23 protein-coding genes are annotated in these 21,861 nt (G+C 52.2%); 4 read left to right on the top strand and 19 right to left on the bottom strand.

Annotated features, from left to right (window positions below; all coding sequences use genetic code 11):
* Window positions 1-63: 63 nt before the first annotated feature.
* A complete protein-coding gene (locus tag E5336_RS11140; protein ID WP_135981178.1) occupies window positions 64-774 on the top strand; it encodes a MerR family transcriptional regulator in 711 nt (236 codons plus the stop codon).
* A gap of 4 nt (window positions 775-778) precedes the next feature.
* A complete protein-coding gene (locus E5336_RS11135; protein WP_135981177.1) occupies window positions 779-2,218 on the top strand; it encodes a hypothetical protein in 1,440 nt (479 codons plus the stop codon).
* A 91-nt stretch (window positions 2,219-2,309) separates the two neighbouring features.
* Here E5336_RS11135 and E5336_RS11130 read toward each other — a convergent pair whose 3' ends face one another.
* Complete coding sequence (locus E5336_RS11130) at window positions 2,310-3,224, bottom strand: calcium/sodium antiporter (protein WP_135981176.1); 915 nt, start codon at window positions 3,222-3,224, stop codon at window positions 2,310-2,312.
* A 195-nt stretch (window positions 3,225-3,419) separates the two neighbouring features.
* On the bottom strand, window positions 3,420-4,022 hold the full coding sequence (locus tag E5336_RS12645) for a hypothetical protein (RefSeq protein ID WP_277820859.1): 603 nt from the start codon (window positions 4,020-4,022) through the stop codon (window positions 3,420-3,422).
* 510 nt (window positions 4,023-4,532) lie between these two features.
* Here E5336_RS12645 and E5336_RS11120 point away from each other — a divergent pair.
* Window positions 4,533-6,008: an RNA-binding domain-containing protein gene (locus E5336_RS11120; RefSeq protein ID WP_277820858.1), complete on the top strand. Its 1,476-nt coding sequence runs from the start codon at window positions 4,533-4,535 to the stop codon at window positions 6,006-6,008.
* Window positions 6,009-6,166: 158 nt separating this feature from the next.
* Here the strand turns inward: E5336_RS11120 and E5336_RS11115 are convergent, their stop codons facing one another.
* The gene (locus E5336_RS11115; protein ID WP_135981174.1) at window positions 6,167-6,964 is read right to left on the bottom strand and encodes a hypothetical protein; all 798 of its coding nucleotides are present in this window, start codon (window positions 6,962-6,964) and stop codon (window positions 6,167-6,169) included.
* Window positions 6,965-7,128: 164 nt separating this feature from the next.
* Here E5336_RS11115 and E5336_RS11110 point away from each other — a divergent pair, with 164 nt between their 5' ends.
* Complete coding sequence (locus tag E5336_RS11110) at window positions 7,129-7,392, top strand: DUF2500 family protein (protein ID WP_135981173.1); 264 nt, start codon at window positions 7,129-7,131, stop codon at window positions 7,390-7,392.
* A 63-nt stretch (window positions 7,393-7,455) separates the two neighbouring features.
* Here the strand turns inward: E5336_RS11110 and E5336_RS11105 are convergent, their stop codons facing one another.
* The 16 genes from E5336_RS11105 to E5336_RS11035 all read right to left on the bottom strand — a co-directional run bounded on the left by E5336_RS11105 (window position 7,456) and on the right by E5336_RS11035 (window position 21,460).
* Window positions 7,456-8,199 (bottom strand): N-acetylmuramoyl-L-alanine amidase, encoded by a 744-nt coding sequence (locus tag E5336_RS11105; RefSeq protein WP_168353658.1) that lies wholly within the window; start codon window positions 8,197-8,199, stop codon window positions 7,456-7,458.
* A gap of 46 nt (window positions 8,200-8,245) precedes the next feature.
* Window positions 8,246-10,660 carry a glycyl radical protein gene (locus E5336_RS11100; protein ID WP_135981171.1) on the bottom strand — a complete coding sequence of 805 codons (2,415 nt, stop codon included), beginning with the start codon at window positions 10,658-10,660 and terminating at the stop codon, window positions 8,246-8,248.
* A 13-nt stretch (window positions 10,661-10,673) separates the two neighbouring features.
* A complete protein-coding gene (locus E5336_RS11095) occupies window positions 10,674-11,453 on the bottom strand; it encodes a DeoR/GlpR family DNA-binding transcription regulator (protein WP_168353657.1) in 780 nt (259 codons plus the stop codon).
* A gap of 86 nt (window positions 11,454-11,539) precedes the next feature.
* Complete coding sequence (deoC, locus tag E5336_RS11090; protein WP_135981169.1) at window positions 11,540-12,253, bottom strand: deoxyribose-phosphate aldolase; 714 nt, start codon at window positions 12,251-12,253, stop codon at window positions 11,540-11,542.
* A complete protein-coding gene (locus E5336_RS12640; protein ID WP_277820857.1) occupies window positions 12,250-12,498 on the bottom strand; it encodes a hypothetical protein in 249 nt (82 codons plus the stop codon). The genes deoC and E5336_RS12640 overlap by 4 nt, the downstream gene beginning before the upstream one ends.
* 31 nt (window positions 12,499-12,529) lie before the next feature.
* The gene (locus E5336_RS11085; protein WP_135981168.1) at window positions 12,530-12,721 is read right to left on the bottom strand and encodes a hypothetical protein; all 192 of its coding nucleotides are present in this window, start codon (window positions 12,719-12,721) and stop codon (window positions 12,530-12,532) included.
* A gap of 149 nt (window positions 12,722-12,870) precedes the next feature.
* Window positions 12,871-13,311, bottom strand: coding sequence for a threonine/serine exporter family protein (locus E5336_RS11080; protein WP_135981167.1), 441 nt, complete (start codon window positions 13,309-13,311; stop codon window positions 12,871-12,873).
* Window positions 13,308-14,042 (bottom strand): threonine/serine exporter family protein, encoded by a 735-nt coding sequence (locus E5336_RS11075; RefSeq protein ID WP_135981166.1) that lies wholly within the window; start codon window positions 14,040-14,042, stop codon window positions 13,308-13,310. Before E5336_RS11075 ends, E5336_RS11080 begins: the two co-directional genes overlap by 4 nt.
* Window positions 14,039-15,244, bottom strand: a complete 1,206-nt coding sequence (locus E5336_RS11070) for a phosphopentomutase (RefSeq protein ID WP_135981165.1) — start codon at window positions 15,242-15,244, stop codon at window positions 14,039-14,041. The genes E5336_RS11075 and E5336_RS11070 overlap by 4 nt, the downstream gene beginning before the upstream one ends.
* Complete coding sequence (locus tag E5336_RS11065; RefSeq protein WP_135981164.1) at window positions 15,226-16,401, bottom strand: YhfX family PLP-dependent enzyme; 1,176 nt, start codon at window positions 16,399-16,401, stop codon at window positions 15,226-15,228. Before E5336_RS11065 ends, E5336_RS11070 begins: the two co-directional genes overlap by 19 nt.
* Window positions 16,392-17,489: an aminotransferase class V-fold PLP-dependent enzyme gene (locus E5336_RS11060; protein ID WP_135981163.1), complete on the bottom strand. Its 1,098-nt coding sequence runs from the start codon at window positions 17,487-17,489 to the stop codon at window positions 16,392-16,394. Before E5336_RS11060 ends, E5336_RS11065 begins: the two co-directional genes overlap by 10 nt.
* Entirely contained in the window at window positions 17,486-18,352 is an 867-nt protein-coding gene (locus E5336_RS11055; protein WP_135981162.1) for a phosphotriesterase family protein, read from the bottom strand. Before E5336_RS11055 ends, E5336_RS11060 begins: the two co-directional genes overlap by 4 nt.
* Window positions 18,340-19,383, bottom strand: a complete 1,044-nt coding sequence (locus E5336_RS11050) for an amidase family protein (protein WP_135981161.1) — start codon at window positions 19,381-19,383, stop codon at window positions 18,340-18,342. The genes E5336_RS11055 and E5336_RS11050 overlap by 13 nt, the downstream gene beginning before the upstream one ends.
* Window positions 19,380-19,739, bottom strand: a complete 360-nt coding sequence (locus E5336_RS11045) for a DUF2620 domain-containing protein (protein ID WP_135981160.1) — start codon at window positions 19,737-19,739, stop codon at window positions 19,380-19,382. Before E5336_RS11045 ends, E5336_RS11050 begins: the two co-directional genes overlap by 4 nt.
* Window positions 19,740-19,780: 41 nt before the next feature.
* Complete coding sequence (locus tag E5336_RS11040) at window positions 19,781-21,103, bottom strand: YhfT family protein (RefSeq protein ID WP_135981159.1); 1,323 nt, start codon at window positions 21,101-21,103, stop codon at window positions 19,781-19,783.
* A 9-nt stretch (window positions 21,104-21,112) separates the two neighbouring features.
* Window positions 21,113-21,460 carry a hypothetical protein gene (locus E5336_RS11035; RefSeq protein WP_135981158.1) on the bottom strand — a complete coding sequence of 116 codons (348 nt, stop codon included), beginning with the start codon at window positions 21,458-21,460 and terminating at the stop codon, window positions 21,113-21,115.
* Window positions 21,461-21,861: the final 401 nt, after the last annotated feature.

Genomic DNA, 21,861 nt, shown 5'->3' with positions numbered 1-21,861 from the left:
AAAAGGTATATAGAATGGCTCAGTTAAATGGGCTAATTCATATATACCAGGAGAAATTAAAATATGAAGAAACAAGAAAAAATCTATGCTCTCAAGGAATTAGCTGATGAATTAGGTGTAGATAAAGAAAAATTAATGGCTCGAATTAAATATTTAAAAGAAAATGGAACATTTGAAAAAGAAAATAACAAAAAAAATTCATATACTGAGAAAGATCTTTTATTTTTAAAAACAATTATTTTATTTAATAGAACCGGATTGAGCTCGAAAAGCATTAGTAAATGCATTCAAGGTAAAGATTCAATAAGTAACCTTTTGAAACAGCAAATAGAAAAATATAGATCCGCCAAATATTTAGCCTCTAAAATTATAAAAGAAGAGAATCCTTTTAACCCTGGAATTATAGAAAAATATTATAAATTTTCTAGTAATCAAATCGCCAAAAAAGTGCCATATCCTGGTCTACCATTACAACCTTTGCAACCATTAGATTCTAATAATCCCTTGGTACAGATTGCTTATTGTCCCAGATGTGGTTATCCTCAATACGTCCACTTAGCAAACTACGAGAATGCAGAAATCTCCAGTGATCCACGTGAAATGGGTTCAGAAATAGTTTATGAAACGATAACTCGTGAAGATGAGTTTTCCTGTCCAAATTGTCACCAAAAATTTGGACTAACTGGATATATCTCCGAATATCCCGCTGGAGAAATTAACTTCGTATCTGTAAACACAACTCCATTTGATCCCTTTCAAAAAGAAAAGGAGTAGAGATATGTTTTCAAAAATCAACACCAAAAATTATGATGACTTTTATGATTTGAATATAAAAAAGGTTTTGGAGGACTGGGAACCGGCAGACGCAATCAGAGAATTTATTGCAAACGCCCTGGATGAGACTACAATTTCCGGTGCTGGAATTAATCCAGAAATCACAAAAGACACGGAAGGATGGTGGCATATTCACGATTATGGTAGAGGTTTAAAAATCGAAAACTTTGCTCAAAATGAAAATAAAGAAAAAAGTGCTCGAGATGATGTGATAGGAAAATTTGGTGTCGGTCTAAACGATGCAGTTGCCGTATTATATAGAAATAATATAGAATTTTATATTATTTCTAACGGACGCCTATTTTTTCCCGGAAAAAAAGTCAAAGCTGGTGATTCGAGAGAAGAAACACTACATATATTTATCAAAAACTATTCAGAACCAAATGAAATCGGAACAGATATTGTTATAAAATGTACTGATACCGATATAGAAAAAGCAAAATCAAAATTCTGTGCATTTGGTAATTATGAGATGATGGATCGTAATAAACATGGCCAAATTCTTAAGAATAAAAATGGAATTTCGAAAATCTATTTTAATGGCGTGGAAATAGCTGAAGCGGAAGATTTCCTTTTTTCTTATAATATTACCAATGCGAATGCCCACCTAAAAAAAGCACTTAATCGCGAGCGTAAAAATGTTGGAAAAACGGCTTTTGCCAAAAAGATTGAAGATATTCTCGAACAATGCAAACAGCCTTCTGTTCTCTCCATACTGTACGAGCAAGTAAAAAAACATAATACAAGAAAAAATGAATTGAACTACACAAAGGTAGAGGCAAATGTGATTATTAATCATGAAAATCTTAATACCTCAAAAGAAAAAAACATCTACGTAACTAGCGAACAACTCCATAATAGTGATTCAGCACGTGAAATTTTAGATATGAAAGAACAAGATGGGATCGAAACTATTGAGATTTCAGATAAAGCCTATAAAAGAATAGAAGCCTATAACGAGTCCTGTGTACAAGAAAATGCCAAAATCATGACATTGAGCAATTTTGTAACCACTCGCTCAAAATCCTTTGTGCCAGAAATAATTGCGTATTCTTCGTTAACAGAAGAAGAAAAAGATATATTTGATTCTTATAAAAAATTAGAACAAGTTTTTCCAACCCCAAAAGAAGTCCAATCCATTAAAATAGCAAAGCAACTCTATACTAAGGAAGAATTGTATGGCACTGTGGGACTGTGGAATCCTGAAGAAAAAACAATCTACATATTGAAAGACCAGCTTATATCGAGAGAAAAATTTCTTGGTACTTTATATCATGAATTTATACATGCCAAAACAGGTTTTTCTGATGTTTCCCGTCAATTTGAAAATCAATTAACACAAGTAATCGGCTTGTTTGCCAACCAATATATTGACTCTAAATAAAGAATGAAGCCCAGTCATTAGACGATTCGTATTAAATCATCAAATTACTGGGCTTTAACATTTCAAAAATTTTCCAAACTATTTCTCAAGTTTACCGTAAAAACACATACACCGAATACGCCACATAAAGCAAGACGAACAACACGCCTTCCTTTTTGGAAATTTTCTCGTTGCGCGACAAGACAAACAAGAGCACCGCCACCAGCAGGACAAGCACACAATCCACCACCGACTGCGCGTTGATCGCGTACGGGGCGATCGCGCTCGAAGCTCCCAAAATAAACAAAATGTTGAAGATGTTCGACCCGACCGCGTTGCCCAGTCCCAATCCGCTCTCGCCCTTCTTGCAAGCAACCAGCGAAGTCACCAATTCAGGCAGGGAGGTGCCAATCGCCACGATCGTGACGCCAATCAACGTCTGCGACCAGCCAAGCGCCGTCGCGATCGCCGTGGCGTTGTTCACAACCAGCTGTCCGCCCGCGACGATGGCAATCAATCCACCAAGGATATACAAGACAATCTTTCCAGGCGGCAGCATGTCCCCGGGCTGCTCCTCCTTTTCGATTTTCGTATGCGTGCAAAGATACACCAAATACACAACCAGCGCCGCAAGTAGGCCCGCGCCGGCCAGCCGGCTCAATCGGTGGAAACAAACCGCGATCAGGCACAACACGGCGGAAATAAGCACGTTAAACGGAATGTCCCGTTTTTTCAGCTCCGGCCCGACATGAATTGGAAAGATGATCGCGCAGCAGCCAATGACCATGAGCGTGTTGAACAAGTTGGAACCGAGCACATTTGAAATCGCGATTTCCGGATTTTGATGCAGCGCCGAAATGACGGACACGCTCGCTTCCGGCAGCGATGTGCCGATCGCCGCGATCGTCAAGCCAACCAGCACCGCGGGCACGCCAAGCTTTTTCGCCAGCGAGCTCGCGCCATCCACAAAAAAATCCGCCCCCTTGATCAAACAGACGAATCCAAACAACAAACCGATAATCTCCATAACATTCTCCTTCCCGGCAGGATAAGAAAAAAGACTCCTGCCATCCTCATGGCAAAAGTCTCATTGTTTCAGCAATGACCGGTCCAGACGGACGTGATGACGATCCCTTGCACGCGTACGCGCCAATTACTCCCTTTTGTTGGTTTTATTAAACGCCCGGACAAAGCGATCCGTCAAGAAAAAATGAAAAGTTTTTCAAAAATCCCCGTTTTCATTTCGATAGCCCGCCAAAAACAAATCCATGTTTCCTTCCAATGTTATCCAGCCCATATGACATGGCACCAGCACGGTTTCGCCCTGCCGGATCGGCACGCCGTTGATCGTTCCCTCGCCTTTGACGCACGTGTAAAACGCGAAGCCATCATGCAAAAACCGGCCCCCGTCTTTTGTTTGGATCCGTATGAGCGTGTACAGTCCCGGCTCGTCCCAGTAGCGCGTCACAAGACAGCCATGCTCGATCGCGGCCGGATACATTTGAAACTCGATAAGCCTGTCGGGCACGTTGACGTTTTTCAGCACTTCCTCCACCTGGATCGGCCGCTTTCTTCCAGTCGCCGGATCGACACGGTCATAGTCGTACAATCGCAGCGTGCAATCCGCGTTGCGGGAAATGTTGTACGTCAAAACGCCTTTGCCAATGGCGTGCAGCGTCCCGGCCGGAATGTCGATAAACCCATCCACTGGCGTATGCAAGTAGCGAAGCAGCGCATCCCATTTTCCGCTTTCGCTCCACTCCGTGAATTGCTTTCGGGTTTTGGCGTGGTGGCCAAACTCGATATAACCATCCTTGGGGGGCATCCAAAATGACCCACGCTTCCGGCTTTCCCCGTCCGCCGTTGTACGAACGGGCGAACGTGTCGTCCGGATGGATCTGAATCGAAAGGTCGGCCATCGGATCCAAAATGTTGACCCGGATCGGCAGTTCCTTCGTCTCGCATTCGAACCATTCCGGGCACGAAACATACAGCTCGGAAAGCGTCCGGTCCATTTCCGGCACAAAACAATCCGCATGACCCGGCAGCGCCACGACGTTGTACACCTCGCCAAGCGGTTTGACATCCGTGACATAATGAAACTCGTCAATCAACCGGCGTCCTCCGCCCCACATTCTTGGCTCATAGTACGGCTCGATCTTCACTATTTTTTTCATGTCTCTTCCACCTTTCCTCTTTCCTTGTTCATACTTATATTACCATGACAGGCTCTATCTTTTTTCCAAAAGATGGACGACTCGACAAACTAGACAACCATTTTGTCTAGTCACTCGACAAATTTTTGAATATAATGGATAAAAAGGAGGAAAAAGCCATGACGATTCCCGTTTCGATTCAAACTTTACTTCAAGATCATGTCGTCGAATCCAATCGAATCGAATTTAAAGAAAATTTTAATCCTGTTCCAATCATCAAAACCATTTGTGGTTTTGCGAATGATATTGACAATATTGGCGGCGGATATATTGTGATTGGAGTCAAAGAAAAAAACGGAACACCCGTATTGCCTCCCGAAGGACTCGATCCACAGCAAATCGACTCCATTTTGAAAAAGATCCTCAATCTTTGCCATCAAATCGAGCCGCATTATTTTCCTGTCGCGGAGCCTGTCGTTTATGAAGGAAAAAACTTAGTGTTAATTCAAGTCAAAGGCGGCCCCGGACGTCCTTATCGTTGTCCGGACAATGTCACCTCCAAACACTCCGTTTTGAATTACTATATTCGAAAATTCTCGAGCACGATCAAGGCGGAGCAGAGCCAGCTCAAACAACTCTATTGTGTTTCTGAAACGATTCCGTTTGACGACCGGCCCAATTTCTTTGCGAGCGTGGATGATTTAGACAAGGATTTGATGCGTGCTCACCTCAAGGAAATCAACAGTCGGCTTTATGAACTCGCCGATGAAAAAACGGTTACGGAACTTGCCCGCGATTTACAGCTTGTCAGTGGCCCGTCGGAAGACGAGCACCCTTTAAATGTTGGTTTGCTCATGTTTTCGCGTCATATCCATGATTATTTTCGATACGCGCGTATTGAAATCGTGGATATTCCCGACCCTACCGGCACCAATATGGTAGAAAAAATCTTTGAAGGCCCAATTCAGACTCAGCTAAAAGACGCTCTCTTATATTTAAAAAACTACGCAATCAAAGAGAAAATCATCAAATCAGCCAGTCAAGCAAAGGCCACGAGAGTATTTAACTACCCGTTTCAGGCATTGGAGGAAATCTTAGCCAACGCCGTATACCACCGTTCCTATCAAATCCATGAGCCAATCACAGTTCGTATCACGCCAACCGAAATTGAAATCACAAGTCATCCCGGATTTGATACGAGCATTCAGGATAAGGACATTGAAAAATATGAGATTCGATCCCGGGTTTATCGAAATCGAAGAATCGGAGACTTTTTAAAGGAACTCCATTTGATTGAAGGACGAAATACAGGATTTCCAAACGCGATAAACGCGCTTCGAAAAAATGGATCGCCGCTTTTTACGATCCATTCGGAACCGGAACGCTCGTTTCTTTCCATTCGATTACCGATCCATCCTGAATTTATGAGACAAAACGGAAAGATAGAAAAGGAACAAGCCTACATCGAACAGATTCTTTCTCTCGTTCAAAAAGACCCGCTCACCTTAACAGAACTGGCCAAGTCGATGGGATACAAAGGAATTAGCGCCAAACTACGCAAGACGGTTCAACAGCTTATCGCTCAAGGTCGCCTTGCCTACGTCGTTCAAGGAAAAAATATCAAACTGACTATGAAAAACGACTCGACAAACTAGACAATCAATTTGTCTAGTCACTCGACAAAAACACAAAAAAGCTTTCAGCTGATTGATTTCTGAAAGCTTTTTTCTTGTTTATTGTCTTTTTTTCTAGTTCATCGAAACGCCGGATCGTTTTCATATCCACCTCGGCGATCGAGCGTCAAACATCGTCTTTACAAACTATTGCGCTTTAAAAAGGCTTCAACCTGGGCGCTGGTTTGTCCTGTGACTTCGGCAATCGTAGGGCAATCCATTCCTTTGGCATATAATTTGCGCATGATGGTTTCACGCTCTTCAACGCGCCCTTCGTTCTTGGACTTTCTTTCAAATTCTTTCATGATCTCACACATGGCATTCACTCCTTCCGGTTCCTTTTTAAAATACGATACGGCTTCTCTAAGCTCATCATAAAACATGTCATCCAGGTTTGTACAGCGGAAATCATGCATCAGCCTTCCAATCGCGTCATCGCCCCGGTATTCTCCATTCACAAAACAGATGTGCGCTTTCGTGTGCAGGATCCGCTTCCATTTCCGGTTGAACCATTCATACGAGTAGAACGGCTCGTTTTGGTTAAGAAAATCCTTCTTCGTCAAAAAGACGACCCAGTTTTCTCGCAGCGCTTTGTGTTCTTCACCCGGTTTCAAGCTTTGAGAGCCCAGCAGGCACATGTTGTGAAAAGCCCGTTTGCCAAGGGATCGAAGCGTGTTCTCGATCTCAATGTTGTAAACATTGCCATACTGGTCGATGATGAACAAATCGTAGCGGTCGTTTCGAAAAAACGGGAATCCCTTTTTGACTTCCAGTCCCCATTCGACGACGATCAAATCCTTTTTACCGGTCACGATGCGCGCAAGAAGCTGCACGGCTTTTCGGCTATGCGAAAAGACGGCATGCATGAAAAAATCACTGAACAAGGTGAACTGCTGAATCAAAAAATAGTATGTTTCATTCGGATTGTTTATTGTCAAATTTTTACCTCCTGCCTTTTATATACGTAGAAATTCAAAAAAAGTGCCCACAACGTCCTGAAATCACACCACTTCACAATTTATTTATAAAATTAAATATTTTCAATATGTCAGCTTATGATTTATTATGATAAAATAAAAACGATACAGGAAGGAGAAACCCAATGAAGCGCTACACCACCAACAAACATCCCGTTCTAACGATTCACGCCAAAGTCGCTGCGAAATCCGAACAGCCTTATACGCCGGTGCCCGGCTATGAACCATCCAGTCCTTTGTTCGAAGTCGCGTTCGAGACGGCAAACGGCCCGCTCGTCTTTGAAGTCGACCGGTACGCCTACCCGCTTTTTGAAGTTGGGATGGAAGGCGAGCTCGTCTACCAGGGTCCCGAAATCGTTTCCTTCGAACCATGGATCCATGCGAAGTAAACACAAAAAAGCTTTCAGCCAATTAATTTCTGAAAGCTTTTTTATTGTTCATTGTCTTTTTTTCTAGTTCATCGGCGCGCCATGAATCGTTTCCACATACGCCTCGGCAATCGAACGGCAAATGTTCTCCTTCATGACCGGGTCGTTGATCGCGTACACGTCGCCCTCGTTGGTCAAAAAGCCAAGCTCCAGCAGCATCGAAGCGGAGTTTGTCAAATCCACCATATGCAGCGGGGCGTCCGCCGTGCTCAACAAGCCAAGATCCGCCGAGAACCCCGCATTCGCCAGCTTCTGGCTCAACAGCGAGTACACCTGCTGACTCGCCACATCTTCCGGCCGGACAAACGCCTCGTAACCATACGCTGTCGGATCCTCCGCCGAGTTGAAATGCACGCACAACAAGTAGTCGGGCGCGTACGTGTTCACCACCGTCGAGCGGCCAACAAGATCGTCCACCTCAAAATCCATCGTCGTTTCCTCGTCGACCCAAGCGACCTCGTCGCCCGTGCGCGTATACAGCACCGCGATCGACGGATCCATCATCTGGATATAGGCGCCAATCTTCAACGCGTACTCCAGGCTCAAATCCTTTTCGTACTGGCCATTGAACGCAATCGCGCCGCTATCCATGCCGCCATGACCCGCGTCGATCATGACCGTCGTCGGCGCATAGCCGTCCCACACCGTTTGCGTCCCGTCGTCAAACGCGCGCACCGGCATGCCGCCAAAACCAAGCACGACCAGACCGCATAAAATCAGAAAAGATGTCCATCGAATCCATGTTCGTTTTTTTGTATGTGTAGTCATGCGCATACTATACCATTGAAAACCCGTCAAACGCCAGCGAAGCTCTCTACCACCGGTTTTCCGTCCGGGCGATGATCGCCTCCTGCGCCTGCGGCATGAGCGAGACAAACTGCGCGCAATAGCCCGCCACCCGCACGATCAAATCCCGATGCGCCATCGGATCGGCCTGCGCTTCTCGCAGCTGCGCCTTGGAAAGCACGTTGAACTGGTTGTGGTAAATGCCTTTTTTCTGACTCACCTTTAAAAAGGAAACGAACCGCGCCAGCCCTTCGTCGCCCGCCAGCGCGTCCGGGGAAAAGCGCATATTCAAAAGCTGTCCCGCCGCCACCTTTTCATTGGGTAGCTTCGACACCGAGTTGATGACCGCCGTCGGTCCCGCGTGGTCGGTCCCCTGCGTCGGCGAGCAGCCCTCGTTTAGCGGCTCGTACGCGAAACGTCCGTCCGGCGTCGCCAGCACATCAAGTCCATTCGGGACATACGACGTGATGTTGCTCGTCGACATCGTGTAGCACGACACCTCCGGTCCGTGGCCCTCCCGCAGCGTTCGATAGGCCGGCAGCCGTTCCAAATACGAGTTGAACACATCCTTGACGATTTGATCGACCTCGTCCTCGTCGTTACCAAATTTCGGCACCGCCAGCGCCAGCTTGCGCACCCTTTTGGAAGACTCCGACTGCCAGTTGTCCGCCAAAGCCGTCATCAGTTCGTCCCATGACACTCTTTTCTCGTCAAACACAAGCTTTTTAATGACCATCAGCGAATTGCCCACGACGCTTGGCCCGATGTTCGACTGCGACACGACATCGTATCGGCAGCCGCCTTCCTTCAGCGTCTTTCCCTGCGCCATGCTGTTGTCGATCAAACACGAGGCGAACGGATCGGCGTCGTACACCGCCAGTGACGCGTCGCACACCGCGTCCGACTCCACCGCCAAATCGGAATAAAACGCCAGCGCCTCCTTCCACGCCCGCCACACGTCGGCATAGCTTTCATACGGATCCGCCAAATCAAGCAGCCGGATCCCCGTCTTCGGGTCCGTGCCATGGTACAGCACGACTTCCAGCACCTTGCCCCAGTTCACATACGTCATCCCCGTCGCCCGGTGTCCGTATTTGCCCGGCACGCCCGTCTCGACGCAGCCAATCGGACAATAGTCGCGCGCGTCCGCCAGCGGAATGCCCAAATCGACCAGACCTTGTATCGCCGTGTCGTCGTTGAACAGCGACGGCATGCCGCACCCCGTCCGGATGAGCCGGGCCGCCAGAGCGAGCAAGTCGTCCGGTGTCTGTCCGTTGTAGCGCAGCGAAAAGTTCGGCTCCGCCAGCGCCGTCAAATGCATCGCCTCGATGCACAAATACGACAAGTCGTTCGTGCCATCCACACCATCGGGACGCAAGCCCCCCACCACCAAATTGGAGTACAACGGATAGCCCTGGGAAAAGCGCGTATGCCCGTACGGCCGCACCTTGTTGTGAGAGGAGTTCATCAAAAACAAATGCGTGATCAGCTCGAGCGCCCGCTCCTTCGACAAGCCTTGGGCCCGGTCCTTTTCATACAAGTCGAGCATGTACTGGTCGAACCTTCCGTAGCAAAACGAGTGGCCGTTCGACTCGATCATTTGCAGCAAATGCACCATGTACACCGCCTCGCAACCTTCCCAAAACGATTGGACCGGTCCTTCCAGCAGCGTGTCGGCCATCGCCGCCATCGCTTCCAGTTCCGCCTGGCGCTTTGGCGAGGCGTCCTTTTCCATATCCCGCAACAGCGGCCCGTACCGCTTGAAAAACACCAGCGCCCCGTTCAAGGCGATCGACACCGCCTCATAGTACGCCCGCTGTTCCTTCGTCAAATCCATCCGGCTTTTTTTCGCGTCGGCTTCCTCGATCAAGGACCGGAATCCGCGTCCCAGCAGCATCGGATGGTCGGGCACGATATGGCCGTCCCCCGACATCGAGATGCCGCCCAAATGCAGCGCGCCCTGCTTTTGCGCCAGCCAGATCGGTTCAGTCAAATGCCGCTTCACCTCGTCCTCGTGCGTATGGCCGTGCCAGTACGGCTGGATCGAGCGCAAGCTTTCCTTCGTCGCCTCGTCGCACAAAAACACGTCGCCTTCCCGTTTTTCGAACGCCACGACCTCGTTTGTGCCATCGAGCTCGTCGATGACCCAGTCGACCGAAAACTCCGGAAAAACCGGCGCGGCGAAATTGCGCGACGCCTGGTTGCCGAAAATCAGCGCGTCGTCTTCGACATAGATCGTCATGTTCGCCAGCGTGTGGGCGAACGCCTTCGCCTTGCGCACGATGTACGGCTCGCCTTCGGTTTGCCGAAAGCTTTCCGTATACAAGAGCGCGCGCTGGGCGCACAAGCTCGCCTGCCGTTCCGCCATCTTCTTGCGCAGCCGTTCAATACGCCCCAGGTCGATGTCATCGGTTCGCGGCTGAAACTGTAAAAATGCGCTCATCTCTTCCCCTCCCTTATTTCTTTTGTTCTTCTTCCAAAACGACGACCGCGTTGAGCGGAAGCTGTTCCGGATCCGGCTTTTCCTTCACGCCTAGCACGATGGCGTCGAACATGTCCGTGTCCAGCACGCTGCAAAATCCTTTCACGTGCAGCTTCGCCTCGTCGGCCAGCAGGATCTTGCGCACCGAAAGCGCCATCGCCGCCTTTTTGACGGCCGCTGTTTCCAGTTCCGCCGTGTACACCGCGTGCGACTCCAAATCAATGCCCGCGCAGCCGATGATCGCGTAGTCGAACCGGAACAGGCCCAGATTTTCCAGCGTGATCGGCCCCACGCTCATCTCGTAGTCCGGAATGTACTTCCCGCCAAGCAACGTCAGCTCGGCCTCGCACGATGTAGCCAGACGGGCGAGCAGCTGGGAGTGCGTCACGATCTTCACCTTGCGGTCCTTGATCCGCTCGAACACCGGAACGAGGCTCGTGCCTCCGTCCAGGAACACGCAGTCCCCCTCGCGGATGTAACTGGCCGCCTTTTCGGCCGCCGCCTCTTTGTCCGGGGCCGGGCCCAGACGCTCGCGCATCGTTTTCTCGTCGCGGCTGGACAAGATCACGTTTTGCGGCAGGCTCTTGATGCCGCCGTGCACCTTGATGACCTTGCCTTGCCGTTCCAGCTCCTCGCTGTCGCGCCGGATCGTCGTTTCGGTCACATTCATCGTTTCGGCCAGCTCCCGGGTCGAAAGGAAGCCTTCCCGCTCCACCCGTTTTACTATTTTTTCCAGTCGCTCGTTTGCCGCCATATCGTGTCTCCTTTGTCTTTTTTTCTTCATTATACGAAAAACCGGCTGAAAAAAGCAGACGTTTCCCTTTTTTCAGCCGATGATGATTAGTCGTCCAGTCCAAGAACGACCGGTACCGAGCGATAGCCGACGCCCATGCGGTCGATTCCCATGTCAATCAGCTTCAGGAAATGCTCCCGGGTCCGGATGCAGCCCGAGCCTTTCACCTTGACTTTGCCATCCGCTTCCTTTTGCATCAAAGCGATGACTTCCGGCGTCGCGCCATGCGATTCATGCCCCGTCAAAAAGCCCGTGCTCGTCTTCACGAAATCGACGCCCGCCTCGATGCACACGTGCACCATCTTTTTGATTTGCTCCTCGTTGAGCGCGTCCGTCTCGAAAATGACTTTGATTTCCCGGCCGTGCTTGTGGGCCGCCGCGGCGCACGCCTTCAAATCCTCCAGCACCTTGTCGTACTGTCCCGAGCGAATCAAGCCAAAATTGGCCACGATATCCACTTCCTTGACGGTATCGTATTTCGCCACATCCTCGATTTGCTCCACACGACTCTTCGTCGAGCTGGTGCCAAACGGAAAATCCGTGACCGGGCAAAGCATCGTTTCCGACCCTTTGACATACGGTTCGCACAATTCCATATACGCCGGATTGATACAAATCGTCGCGCAGCCAAGACGAACGCCATCCTTTGTCAAATCCACGATTTCCTCTTCTGTAAATTCCGGTTTCAGCACCGAGTAGTCGATATACGACGCCAACTCCTTCGTATTCATTTCCGATGCCGGTTTGTTTGTTTGTCTCATGTTCTTTTTCGATAAACATGTTCGTTTATCTTTCCTCCCGCTTTGAATATACGCCAAATAATGTATGATTTCAAGCATTTTATTTTCTTTTTCGAACAAAAAGAGCAAAAATAAAAACCTTCAACCCAATGGATCGAAGGCGAAAAACAGTGTTTGTCTTCCTGGTTCAATGCTTGTTTCTTGAAAAACATTTCGACTTTGGCAATGGTTAGCCCCGTGACTTCAGCGATCGTTTTCAAATCCATGCCTTTGGTGTACAATTTGCGCATGATGGCTTCACGCGGTTTGTTTCGCCTTAAAAAACGATTTTACTTTTGATAACGATTGATTGGTGATGCGCGCGATTCTTTCGTAGGACATGCCTTCTTCGCGCAAATTGCGCATAATCGCTTCACGCTCTTCCGCACGTCCTTCTCTACGTCCCTTGTTCTCGGATTTTCTTTCAAATTCTCTCATGATCTCACACATGGCATTCACTCCTTCCGGTTCTTTTTTAAAATACGATACGGCTTCTCTAAGCTCATCATAAAACATGTCATCCGGGTTTGTACAGTGGAAATCATGCATACTTTCTCTTTCGAACACAAACGACAAAAAAGAAAAAAAGAGACTCGAATTTACACATTCAAGCCTCTTTTCCGCTTCCGCCACGCGTCGACATGGGACACCACGCCCGAGCCCAGCGCGCAGCCCGCGACGATCCCGCCCGCTTCCAGCAACGTCACCGACGCCAGATGCAGCGTATTTCCATCCTCGCAAAGGCCGCACAGCAGCGTTTGGTAAATGCCCTTGCCCGGCACAAGCGGAATGAGGGCGCATACGAGAAATACCGTCACCGGCGCCTTGAGGGTGCGCGCCAGCGTTTGCGCCAGCACCGTCACGCAAAACGCGGCCGCCAGCATCGGCGCCATCGGGCTGCTCGTGTACAAACGCATCCACACGCACACAAGTTGTCCCAGCGCCCCGCAAAGCGCCGTGCACAGCAGCTTTTTTCCTTCCAGATGATACATCATGCCAAAGCCGAGCGCGCCAAAAAACGCGCCAATGATTCCCGTCATACGCCACCTCGCAGGGCGAGAACCGCCAGATTGCCCAACGCGATCGCCGCGGCCGTGACGATGGCTTCCGCCAGCCGCGACGTGCCCGAAATCGAATCGCCGTTGACGATGTCCCGGATCGCGTTGGTCAGCAGCATGCCCGGCACGAGGATCATGAGCGCCCCGAGCAAAACGGGTTGGGCGCCCAAGCCAAGCCCGGGACAGACCAGCGCGCACGCGGTCATGAACGCGCTGCCCGCCATGTTTTGAAACGCGCTTGAAAACCGCGAACCCCATGTCCTTAACAAAAAGGCGCAGCAACCGCCAATCCAGCCGGCCGCCAGCGCCTCAACTCCGGTCGATCCAAACAGCGCCGCGAAACCGGCCGCCGCCACGAACGCCCCCACACTGTACCGGCCCGTCGAGGGACCCGGACTCGTTTCCACCTTTTGAAGCTGTTCGTAAAGCTCTTCCAAAGCAAGCGAGGAAACGTTTCGCGACAACGTGTTCACCGCGTCGATTTTGCCCAAATCCGTCGTCTTCACGCCGGTGCGTTTCATGTTGTGCACCATTTCCCCGTCGTACGAAAACGAAATCATCAACATCCCCGGCGTGACGTAGGAATCCGTCACCTGCGCGCCATACGCTTCGCACATACGCCGCATCGTGTCCTCCACCCGGTGCGTTTCCGCGCCGTTTTCCAAAAGGATCCGGCCGGCCAGCACGACAGTTTTCGCCAACCGCGTCTTCATCGGATCAAGGATAAAAACGACGTGCCGTTTTCCGGCGCCTCGACGCCAAAGTAGTCGCAAACGCTCGCACCAACATCCGACAGCGTCTTACGCAAGCCCAAATCGACGCCGCGCTTCGGACTGTGGACGAGCAGCGGCACGTTTTCACGCGTATGCTTGTTGTGGCCGATATCCGGATCGTTGCCATGGTCCGCCATGACAACCAGAACGTCGTCCGCTTTGAGCATGTCCACGATTTGCCCGATCTTCCCGTCCGCGATCTCCAAAATACGCTTGTAGCGCGCCGCGTCCTGCGAATGGCCGGCCAGATCGGTTTCCTGCACGTTCGTGCAAATGAAGCCATGATCCATCGTCTTCATTTCCTCGATCGTCAAGTCGAGCACCTCGGCCGTGTCCACCCACGACACCGACTTGCCCTGCTCGTTGTGGACGATGTCCGCCACTTTGCCAAACAGCGAAACCGGGATCCCGGCCCGCCCCAAAATCGACGGCGCCTGGACGCTCGGATCGACGCCATAGCCCAGATGGCGACATTCATAGCCCTGGTCGTACGACTTCGTCGCCGAAGCGAGCAAGCCGATATACCGGCCCTCCCGCACTTCCTCGGCCTTTAATATATCGTCGATCGTGTTGCCGGTACCGCCAAAAGCGATGACCCGGTTGACGACCGCCACGTTTCTCACAAGCCGGGCGATGTCCATCTCCTGTTCAAACGGCAGGAAATCAAGCGGCGCGGTGCAGTTGTACGCCATGCCCAAATCGGAGTCGATGTTGTCGGCCACCGTGCAATAGCGATCCACCAGCAAATATTCCAGCCCCGGCTTGCCCAGCCGCTCGACCATGTGCCCGTGCTCCTTCAGCGTTTTCTCGATCGCGTCGATCTTTTGCTGGAAGTCGTGGACTTCCGGCTTGCGCGGCTTCGTGCCCATGATTTCCTGATGGCCCTGGAACGTGTCGGCGCCAAAGTGCATGAGCTCGCTTTTGCCAAACGTCGCGTCCGGCGAAAACTTCATGCAGGCGCTCTCTCTGCCAAACGCGTTCATCAGCCCGAGCGCCTCGAGATTGGGCAGCTTTAAATCCGGAAAGTCATGCAAAATACTGCCCAGCGTGCTGCTCGTCTCGTCGCCCGGACGGGCGATCGTGGCGTCCCGCATCGCCTGCATCCCAAATCCATCCAATACGATTACGATAAATCTTCCCATGTTTGGCTCCTTCCCTGGCTGTCAAACAGCCCGGCCAGCCGCGGCGTTCCGCCAGCCAGTCCTTCCACCAGCGCCACATGGCTGCGGGTCACGAAAATCTGGAACCGGAACGCCATGCACACCGGCGCCGAAACCGGAAATTCCTGTCCCAGCTCGAAATAATAGTCGATGCAAGGCAGCTCCGGCGCGATGACATCCGCCACGACCGCGTTGGCCAGATTGGTACCGACCAGCGCGTGCTTCACGTGCGAGCGCCGGTAGTGCCCGCCCCCAAAACAATACGCGTGGCCCCGGAAGTTGTGGGACACTTCCGACATGTAAACGACACATGGCACTTCCGGCTCGTTTCGTCTGGCGTGCAGCGGCGTAGTCCCCGACAAGCCGTGCCCCGGCTCCGCGCTCGTGATGTCCGGATAGGCGCCCATCGCCTTCAGCGTGCCTACGCACGTCGCCGACGGGGCGTTCACATTGATGGTTTCCACCCCGTGCCGTTCCAAAATGACCCGGGCCGCCAGCAAGGTGTCGAGGTTGGGCGTCGGATTCGCCTCGCCCGTTTGCTCGTCGACAAGAAAGCACGGAAACGACGTGACGCCGCCGATGCGCACGTGATCGAGCGTCTGGATCTGCTCGACGACTTCATCGAGCGCGTCGAGCTCGAACCCGGCGTGCTGCCCGCTATACAGCATGTCGTCCGGACCGACAACTTTGAGCAGCAGCTTTTGCGTCTTGCCCTGTCTGGCGGCTTCGGCGTCGATCTCGCGGATCTTTTCCATCGTGAACACCGTCATGTACGTTGGCTCGTAGGCGACGATATCCTTTAAAAAGCCGCGCGGGATTTGCACGAGGTGTCCGACGTTGCAGATCGGAACGCCATGGTCCATCAAAATCTTCGCTTCGCGGAAATCAACCGCCACCGCGCCCGGATAGCCCAGTTCGACGAGCTTTTTGGCCAGCCACGGATTGCGTCCGACTTGCTTGAGCATGAAGTACAGCGCGATGCCCTGCTCGTCGGCTTCGTCCAAAATCGCTTTCGCGTTGGCGAGAAACCGATCCACGTCGACAACATACGTATCGGGCAGGATCGCTCCCTCACCCAGAAGCCGCAACCCTGTTTCCACGAGTTCGGGATTTCGTTCCACCATTTTCTCTAGAAACATACATCCTCGCTTTCCAGCGCCGATTTCAAAATTTCAATGATCGTATCCGGTCCGGTGCGGTTCGGATTAATGCGGATCATACGCTGTTCGCGCGTCGGATCCTCCTTGCGGAACGTTCCCGACACCCGGTAAAACATCGGCGCGATCTCGTACTTGGATTCCGCGCCGACCGGGTTTGGCAGCGCGCCCAGCTTTTCGGCGCGCGCAAGCACCTGCTCGGCGACCGGTTCGTGAAATTCCACGATCAGCACCTTGGATTGGGCGTTGGCGATAAACGCGTCCTTGACTTGCGGCAGTTCCTGCACTTTGGCCAGCAGCGACTCGATGACCTGGGCCTGGATGGCCAGGGCGACCGGCGCGTTGACAAGGCCGCGCAGCACTTCCATCGCCTCCCAGCCCTGCGTCTGGCTGCCGCCGGAATAATGCTCGCGGATCAGGGCGTCGATGTATTTCTTTTTGCCGACGATGCAGCCGATGCCTTCCGGTCCTTGCAGCTTGAACGTCGAGAAGCACGAAAGATCCGCCCCGCACTGGGTGCCGATGCGCTCCACCTTCATGACCGCGTAGTTGTCGTCGGTCACGATCGGAATGTCCTTCTGGCGCTTGATCGTATCCACGACTTCCTTCATGTCGTAGCAATCTTCCGGCACCTGGCGCGTGTACTGGACAAGGGCCGCCTCGATGTCGGGATTTTCCTGCATGACGCGCTCGATTTCCTTTGGATCGTTGAAGTCGGCCGCGATTGGCACGAGGCCGAGCATGCGCACGGACGTCTCCGTCGTGCTGTAGATCGGGGCGGTGTGCACGAGCAGCTTGCCGCCCGGCTTTACCGTCGAAAACAAGGCGTAGCGAATGGCGCCGGTGCCCGATCCGCGTACGAGAATCGCAGCTTCGGCGTCGAAGAAGCGGGCGATGGCCTGCTCGGCTTTCAGCGTCGTTCTCGGCTTGTTCAATCCGGGCACGACGCCCAAATCGCCGCGCGTCAGGCTTTCCGTTCCGGTGAAGGTTTTGGTGATGGCGTCGACCATCCGGAATTGAAAGTCCCGGGCCTGGTCCAGCGTGATGCTTTCGAGTGGATACGTTTTCATGGCTTACCTCCTAAAATGCGGTTTGGTGTTTTTTCAAGCATCTGTTGGATGGATGCTTCCTTCATATGCGCCTGTCTGAGCATGGGCACGAACGTGTCCACCAAATAGGCGTATCCCTTTCCTCCAAATTCCTTCAGCTGCGACTTGCGGGTGATGTCCTGCGACAGGACGACGTGGTCGATCAGCCCTTTTCGCTCGAGCTCGAGCAGCATCGCCACGCGGCGCTCGTCGGGCAAATAGTTCGTCTTGCCAATCGTGTCGAAGCCCACGTTCACGCCAAGGGCGAGCACATCCAAAACCGCGTCCAGATCACCGCCCAGGTCCATGTGTCCGATAATGACGCGGTCGGGCTCGACGCCGCGCTCCACGAGAAACCCCGCCTGCTCGAGGGCGAGCGTGGACAACGTGGTATGCGTCGTGATGGGGGCGCCCGTCGCCTTGTGGGCGAGCACGGCGGCCTCGAACACATGGCGCTCGCTTGGACGCCACTCGTTTTTGGACGTCCCGATCTCGCCAATGACCTCCGCGCGGCCGCTTCGCAAATCGTCGATCATCATCGCGGCCATCGCCTCGACGCTTTGCGTCGCCTCGATCGCGGGAATGAACGGCTCTTTGTAGAAACCGGTCGAGCGCACGATGCGAACGCCGGACGCCTGTTCGAGGCGGGCGATCCAGTCCAGATCGCGGCCCATGCCGACGTTGGTCACTTCCAAAATCCTCGTCACGCCTTTGGCGCGCAAGTCCTTGAGCTCGGCCAGCGTTTGCTCAAAGCAGTCCAGACACGTGTCCGGATCGCCTTTGACGACCGACAAGTCGAGATGCATGTGCTCGTGCATCATCGTGAAGCCACTCAATGGTTCCATACGAAGCCTTTTTCAAAATACGCGTCGGGGTCGCGGAAATAACGTTCAAGCAACGGATCCGGAGCGCAGGCAAGCCGCTTGGCGACGGCGAGCATGTCCGCGATCTTTTCCGGATTCGAGGCGCAAAACAGCGTGAAGCCGCTCGAGAGTTCCGGCCCGGGCACGGTCAGGGCGCTCGCCTTGACCATGTTGGCCACGCGAAGCAGCGTCTTGCCGCTCTTGTTTTGCAACGCCTCCATTTCGGCGTCAAAGTGGCCAAGCACTGTGTCGCCCAGTCCGTAAAAGTCGACTTTGGCGTCGAAGCCGAGGAACACGTCGCAGGCGGCGATCTCCTTCGTTAAAAACTCGATCATCGGCTGGCGTTCGTTGCCAAATTCGGGCATCGCCACCGCCTCGATGGCAAGACCGGCGTCAACCAACGTGCGCCGGCTTGCTTCAGGCAGCGAGTCGACCAAGCCTTGCGGCGCGTGGATGACGATCGGCTCTTTGGGTTGGGGCAGTTCCAGCGTGGCGCGAATCGCCTTTTCCATCGTCGGCAAGTCGCGGGTGATAAAACCGAGCGACGGGTAAAATTCAATGTTGTCGGTCGATTTCTTCGTGTATTGTTTCATGTGCTCGCAAGCGAGCAGCGGGCTGATGAAGCCAAAGCAGTTGACGGCCATGGCCGGGGCGAGCACGGAGCCGCCGCCGTCGGTGCCGACGCCCAGATCGTTAATACCGTAAAACACGTTGAGCGCGGTGCCGCTCGAGGATCCGGTCATTGGCTTTCCGGTGATTGGGTTGGCCAACGCGTAGTCGACGGCCCGGCCGTTGTGGCTGTGCTTGTCGAGCGTGTGCAAGACGAAGCCGGCGTTTTCGAGTTCATGAACGAACGAGGCCGGGATCTGCCGGACGTTTTTCACACCGAGATACCGGGTGTCGTTGTCGTCCTCGATGGCGTCGAGCGCGCCGCAAAACACGTGTTCGACCGCGCGGCCCGGGTCCTTTTGCGCCAGCAGCGTCTTTTTGGCGTACGCTTTGATCCGGCTCATTTCAGCAGCACACCCATGATGACAGGGATGACGGAGGCGGCCGCTTCCGGCACGAAGCCAAACGCCGTCTTGCCGTCGGCGATGGCTTGCGCGATTTCCTCGTCGCTGAGCACTTTGCCGACCATGGCGACCGGCACGCATTTGCTCATGCCGTTGAGCGCGATGGCCATCGAGAGCGCGCCGCCCGCGCCGGTCTGGCACGAGCCGAAATAGTAATCGGCCTGGCCGTTTTTGAGGGCCATGGCGGCTTGCAAGTCGCCCATAACTTTCACTTCCACTTGTCCGTTTCCGTATTTTTCGATCAATTCCGCGTTTTCATTTTTGTTCACGGCTCCGCCTACGACGATTTTCAACATGATATTTCCTCCTTTTGATTTCTTTTTATATTATGTATTCGCTAAACAATGACCGCCAAACCAAGGATCTTGATAAGGTTGGCGACGATACCCATGAGAATGGCGACGATCGGACCGACCGCTAGCGGGATGAGCATCGGCTTTTTCGCGGTTTTGTTGAGCATCCAGATGATCATGACTGCCATCGGGCCGACCGAGCCGAGTCCGACTTCGTTCATGATGGCGAACGACGACGTGAAACCACCGACGAGCAGCGCGAGCTCCAGGATTTTCGACATCGCGTCGCGGATGTGGTCGCCCAGTTCGCGAAGTGCCGGGAACCGGTCGAGCAGGCTGCCGATCGTACCGAGCAAAACGATTTCCAGACACATGATGATCGCGCCGACCACGAAAGCCAAGAGCGGTTCCATCGGCATCGTCAGACCCATCGCGGCGACGAAGAGACCGCCGGCGATGCTGAAGTACGAGCCGGCTGGCGAGAACACGCCGGTTACGATCGCGGTCGTGTACACGAGTGGAATGTAGCCGATGGCGCGTACCATCGCGACAAGCGCCGCTTCTGCGAACGAGCCGTTTTGAGCCAGCGGACCCGAGATGACGTCGGTGGTCAGGAAGCACTGGGACGCCGCGCAGGCGAGCAGGCCGCCCATGATGGCGAACAGCAACCAGTTTTTCTTAATAACGTCGATGTTGGCGCTGAAGATATTGGTCAGGTTGGCGCTTTCGGCGTCGGTCTTCGTTTTGACGGCGAAGACGATCATGACGATTGTGCCGACAAGCATCGCCATCCCTGGCGCGTTCAATGCCAGCGTGAACTCACCGATTTGGAACACGCCAAAGCGCGCGACGAGCAAATAGCCAACCAACGTGATGACGGCGGTGATAATTCCTTTTTTGATGCCGTTCTGGTATGCCACGACAAGTGCCGGGAACACCGCGAAGGTCGCTACGACGTAGTCGGCCACGCCGGCCAGCTGCGGCAGGAAGTTGACCGGGAACATCGAGAAGAACGCCTGGATCGAGGACATGAACGTGACGACGAGAATGCCCCACAGCGCGCCGACGACGGCCGATAAAATAAATCCTTTTTTATTGTCCGGGAACCACGTACCGATGATGTCGCCCATCAGCAAATACGTGTGGATGATGACGATTCCCATCGCGATCGAGTTCGTGAACGCGAACCCGATGACCAAGCCGATACTGACAGCGAACGACGTCGTCGCCAGCGTCTTGCGATCCATGTTTCCGTTGAGATATTCCGTATACACCGGGCGGAACCCGTCGTTGTACACGGCGATGTTGCGATTCGCCAAAACGGCGGACATCGCGCCGATTAATGCAGCAATGATGTAGTTGAACATAAGCACTCCCTATTTGTTTTTATTTTCGTTCACAATGTTAAGCAGATGAATCAGAATAAACTGTTCTTCTGTGGCGGACAGTCCGGAAGCGGTCAATGACTCCAGCTCTTCCAGAAGCAGACGACAAATTTCAAAGTCCGGATTTTTATAAATTTCAGCAACGGCTTCCTCGTGCAGTCCTTCGATGACTTCCTCGTTTTGGCGGCGTTCGAGCGCCATCGCGTAATGGGTCACGAACATCTCGATTTTTTCGCTCCAACCAAACCGCTCCGTTAAACACGCGTCGACTTTACGCGCTTTTTCGCATGTATCCTGCGCAATCAAACCCGAGGATAGCAGAAGTTCTAAACGATCCATAGGTACCTCCTTTGTATCAAAAACGAGAAATATATAATATTTTGTATATTTGGTTTAAAAAAATTTTATTCGCTTCTCTCTCCAGTATTTCTCTCCTTTCACGAATATACAAAATAATTTATATTTACAGACCTATCATATCCACGCCCCCTTTTCTTGTCAAGCTTGGCACTCTAAAAAAAGAAAAAGTCTATCCAAACGCTTTGCCGGCACCCATTTTCCACAAATGAGCCACAGTTCAAGCAGTTTATTGCTTTTTTTCGGAAGTATTTTGTGAAATTGTATCTTTTAAAAAGTCAGAGGCACTTTTTTTTGAATTTCTACGTATATAAAAGGCAGGAGGTATAAATTTGACAAACACAACCAACATCCAGTATTTGTCCATGCTTGAGCGCTTCACC

This window comes from Dubosiella muris (assembly GCF_004793885.1).
GTDB lineage: Bacteria > Bacillota_I > Bacilli_A > Erysipelotrichales > Erysipelotrichaceae > Dubosiella > Dubosiella muris.
The sequence above is the reverse complement of the archived record's forward strand: the minus strand, read 5'-3'. Positions and strand labels throughout refer to the sequence as shown.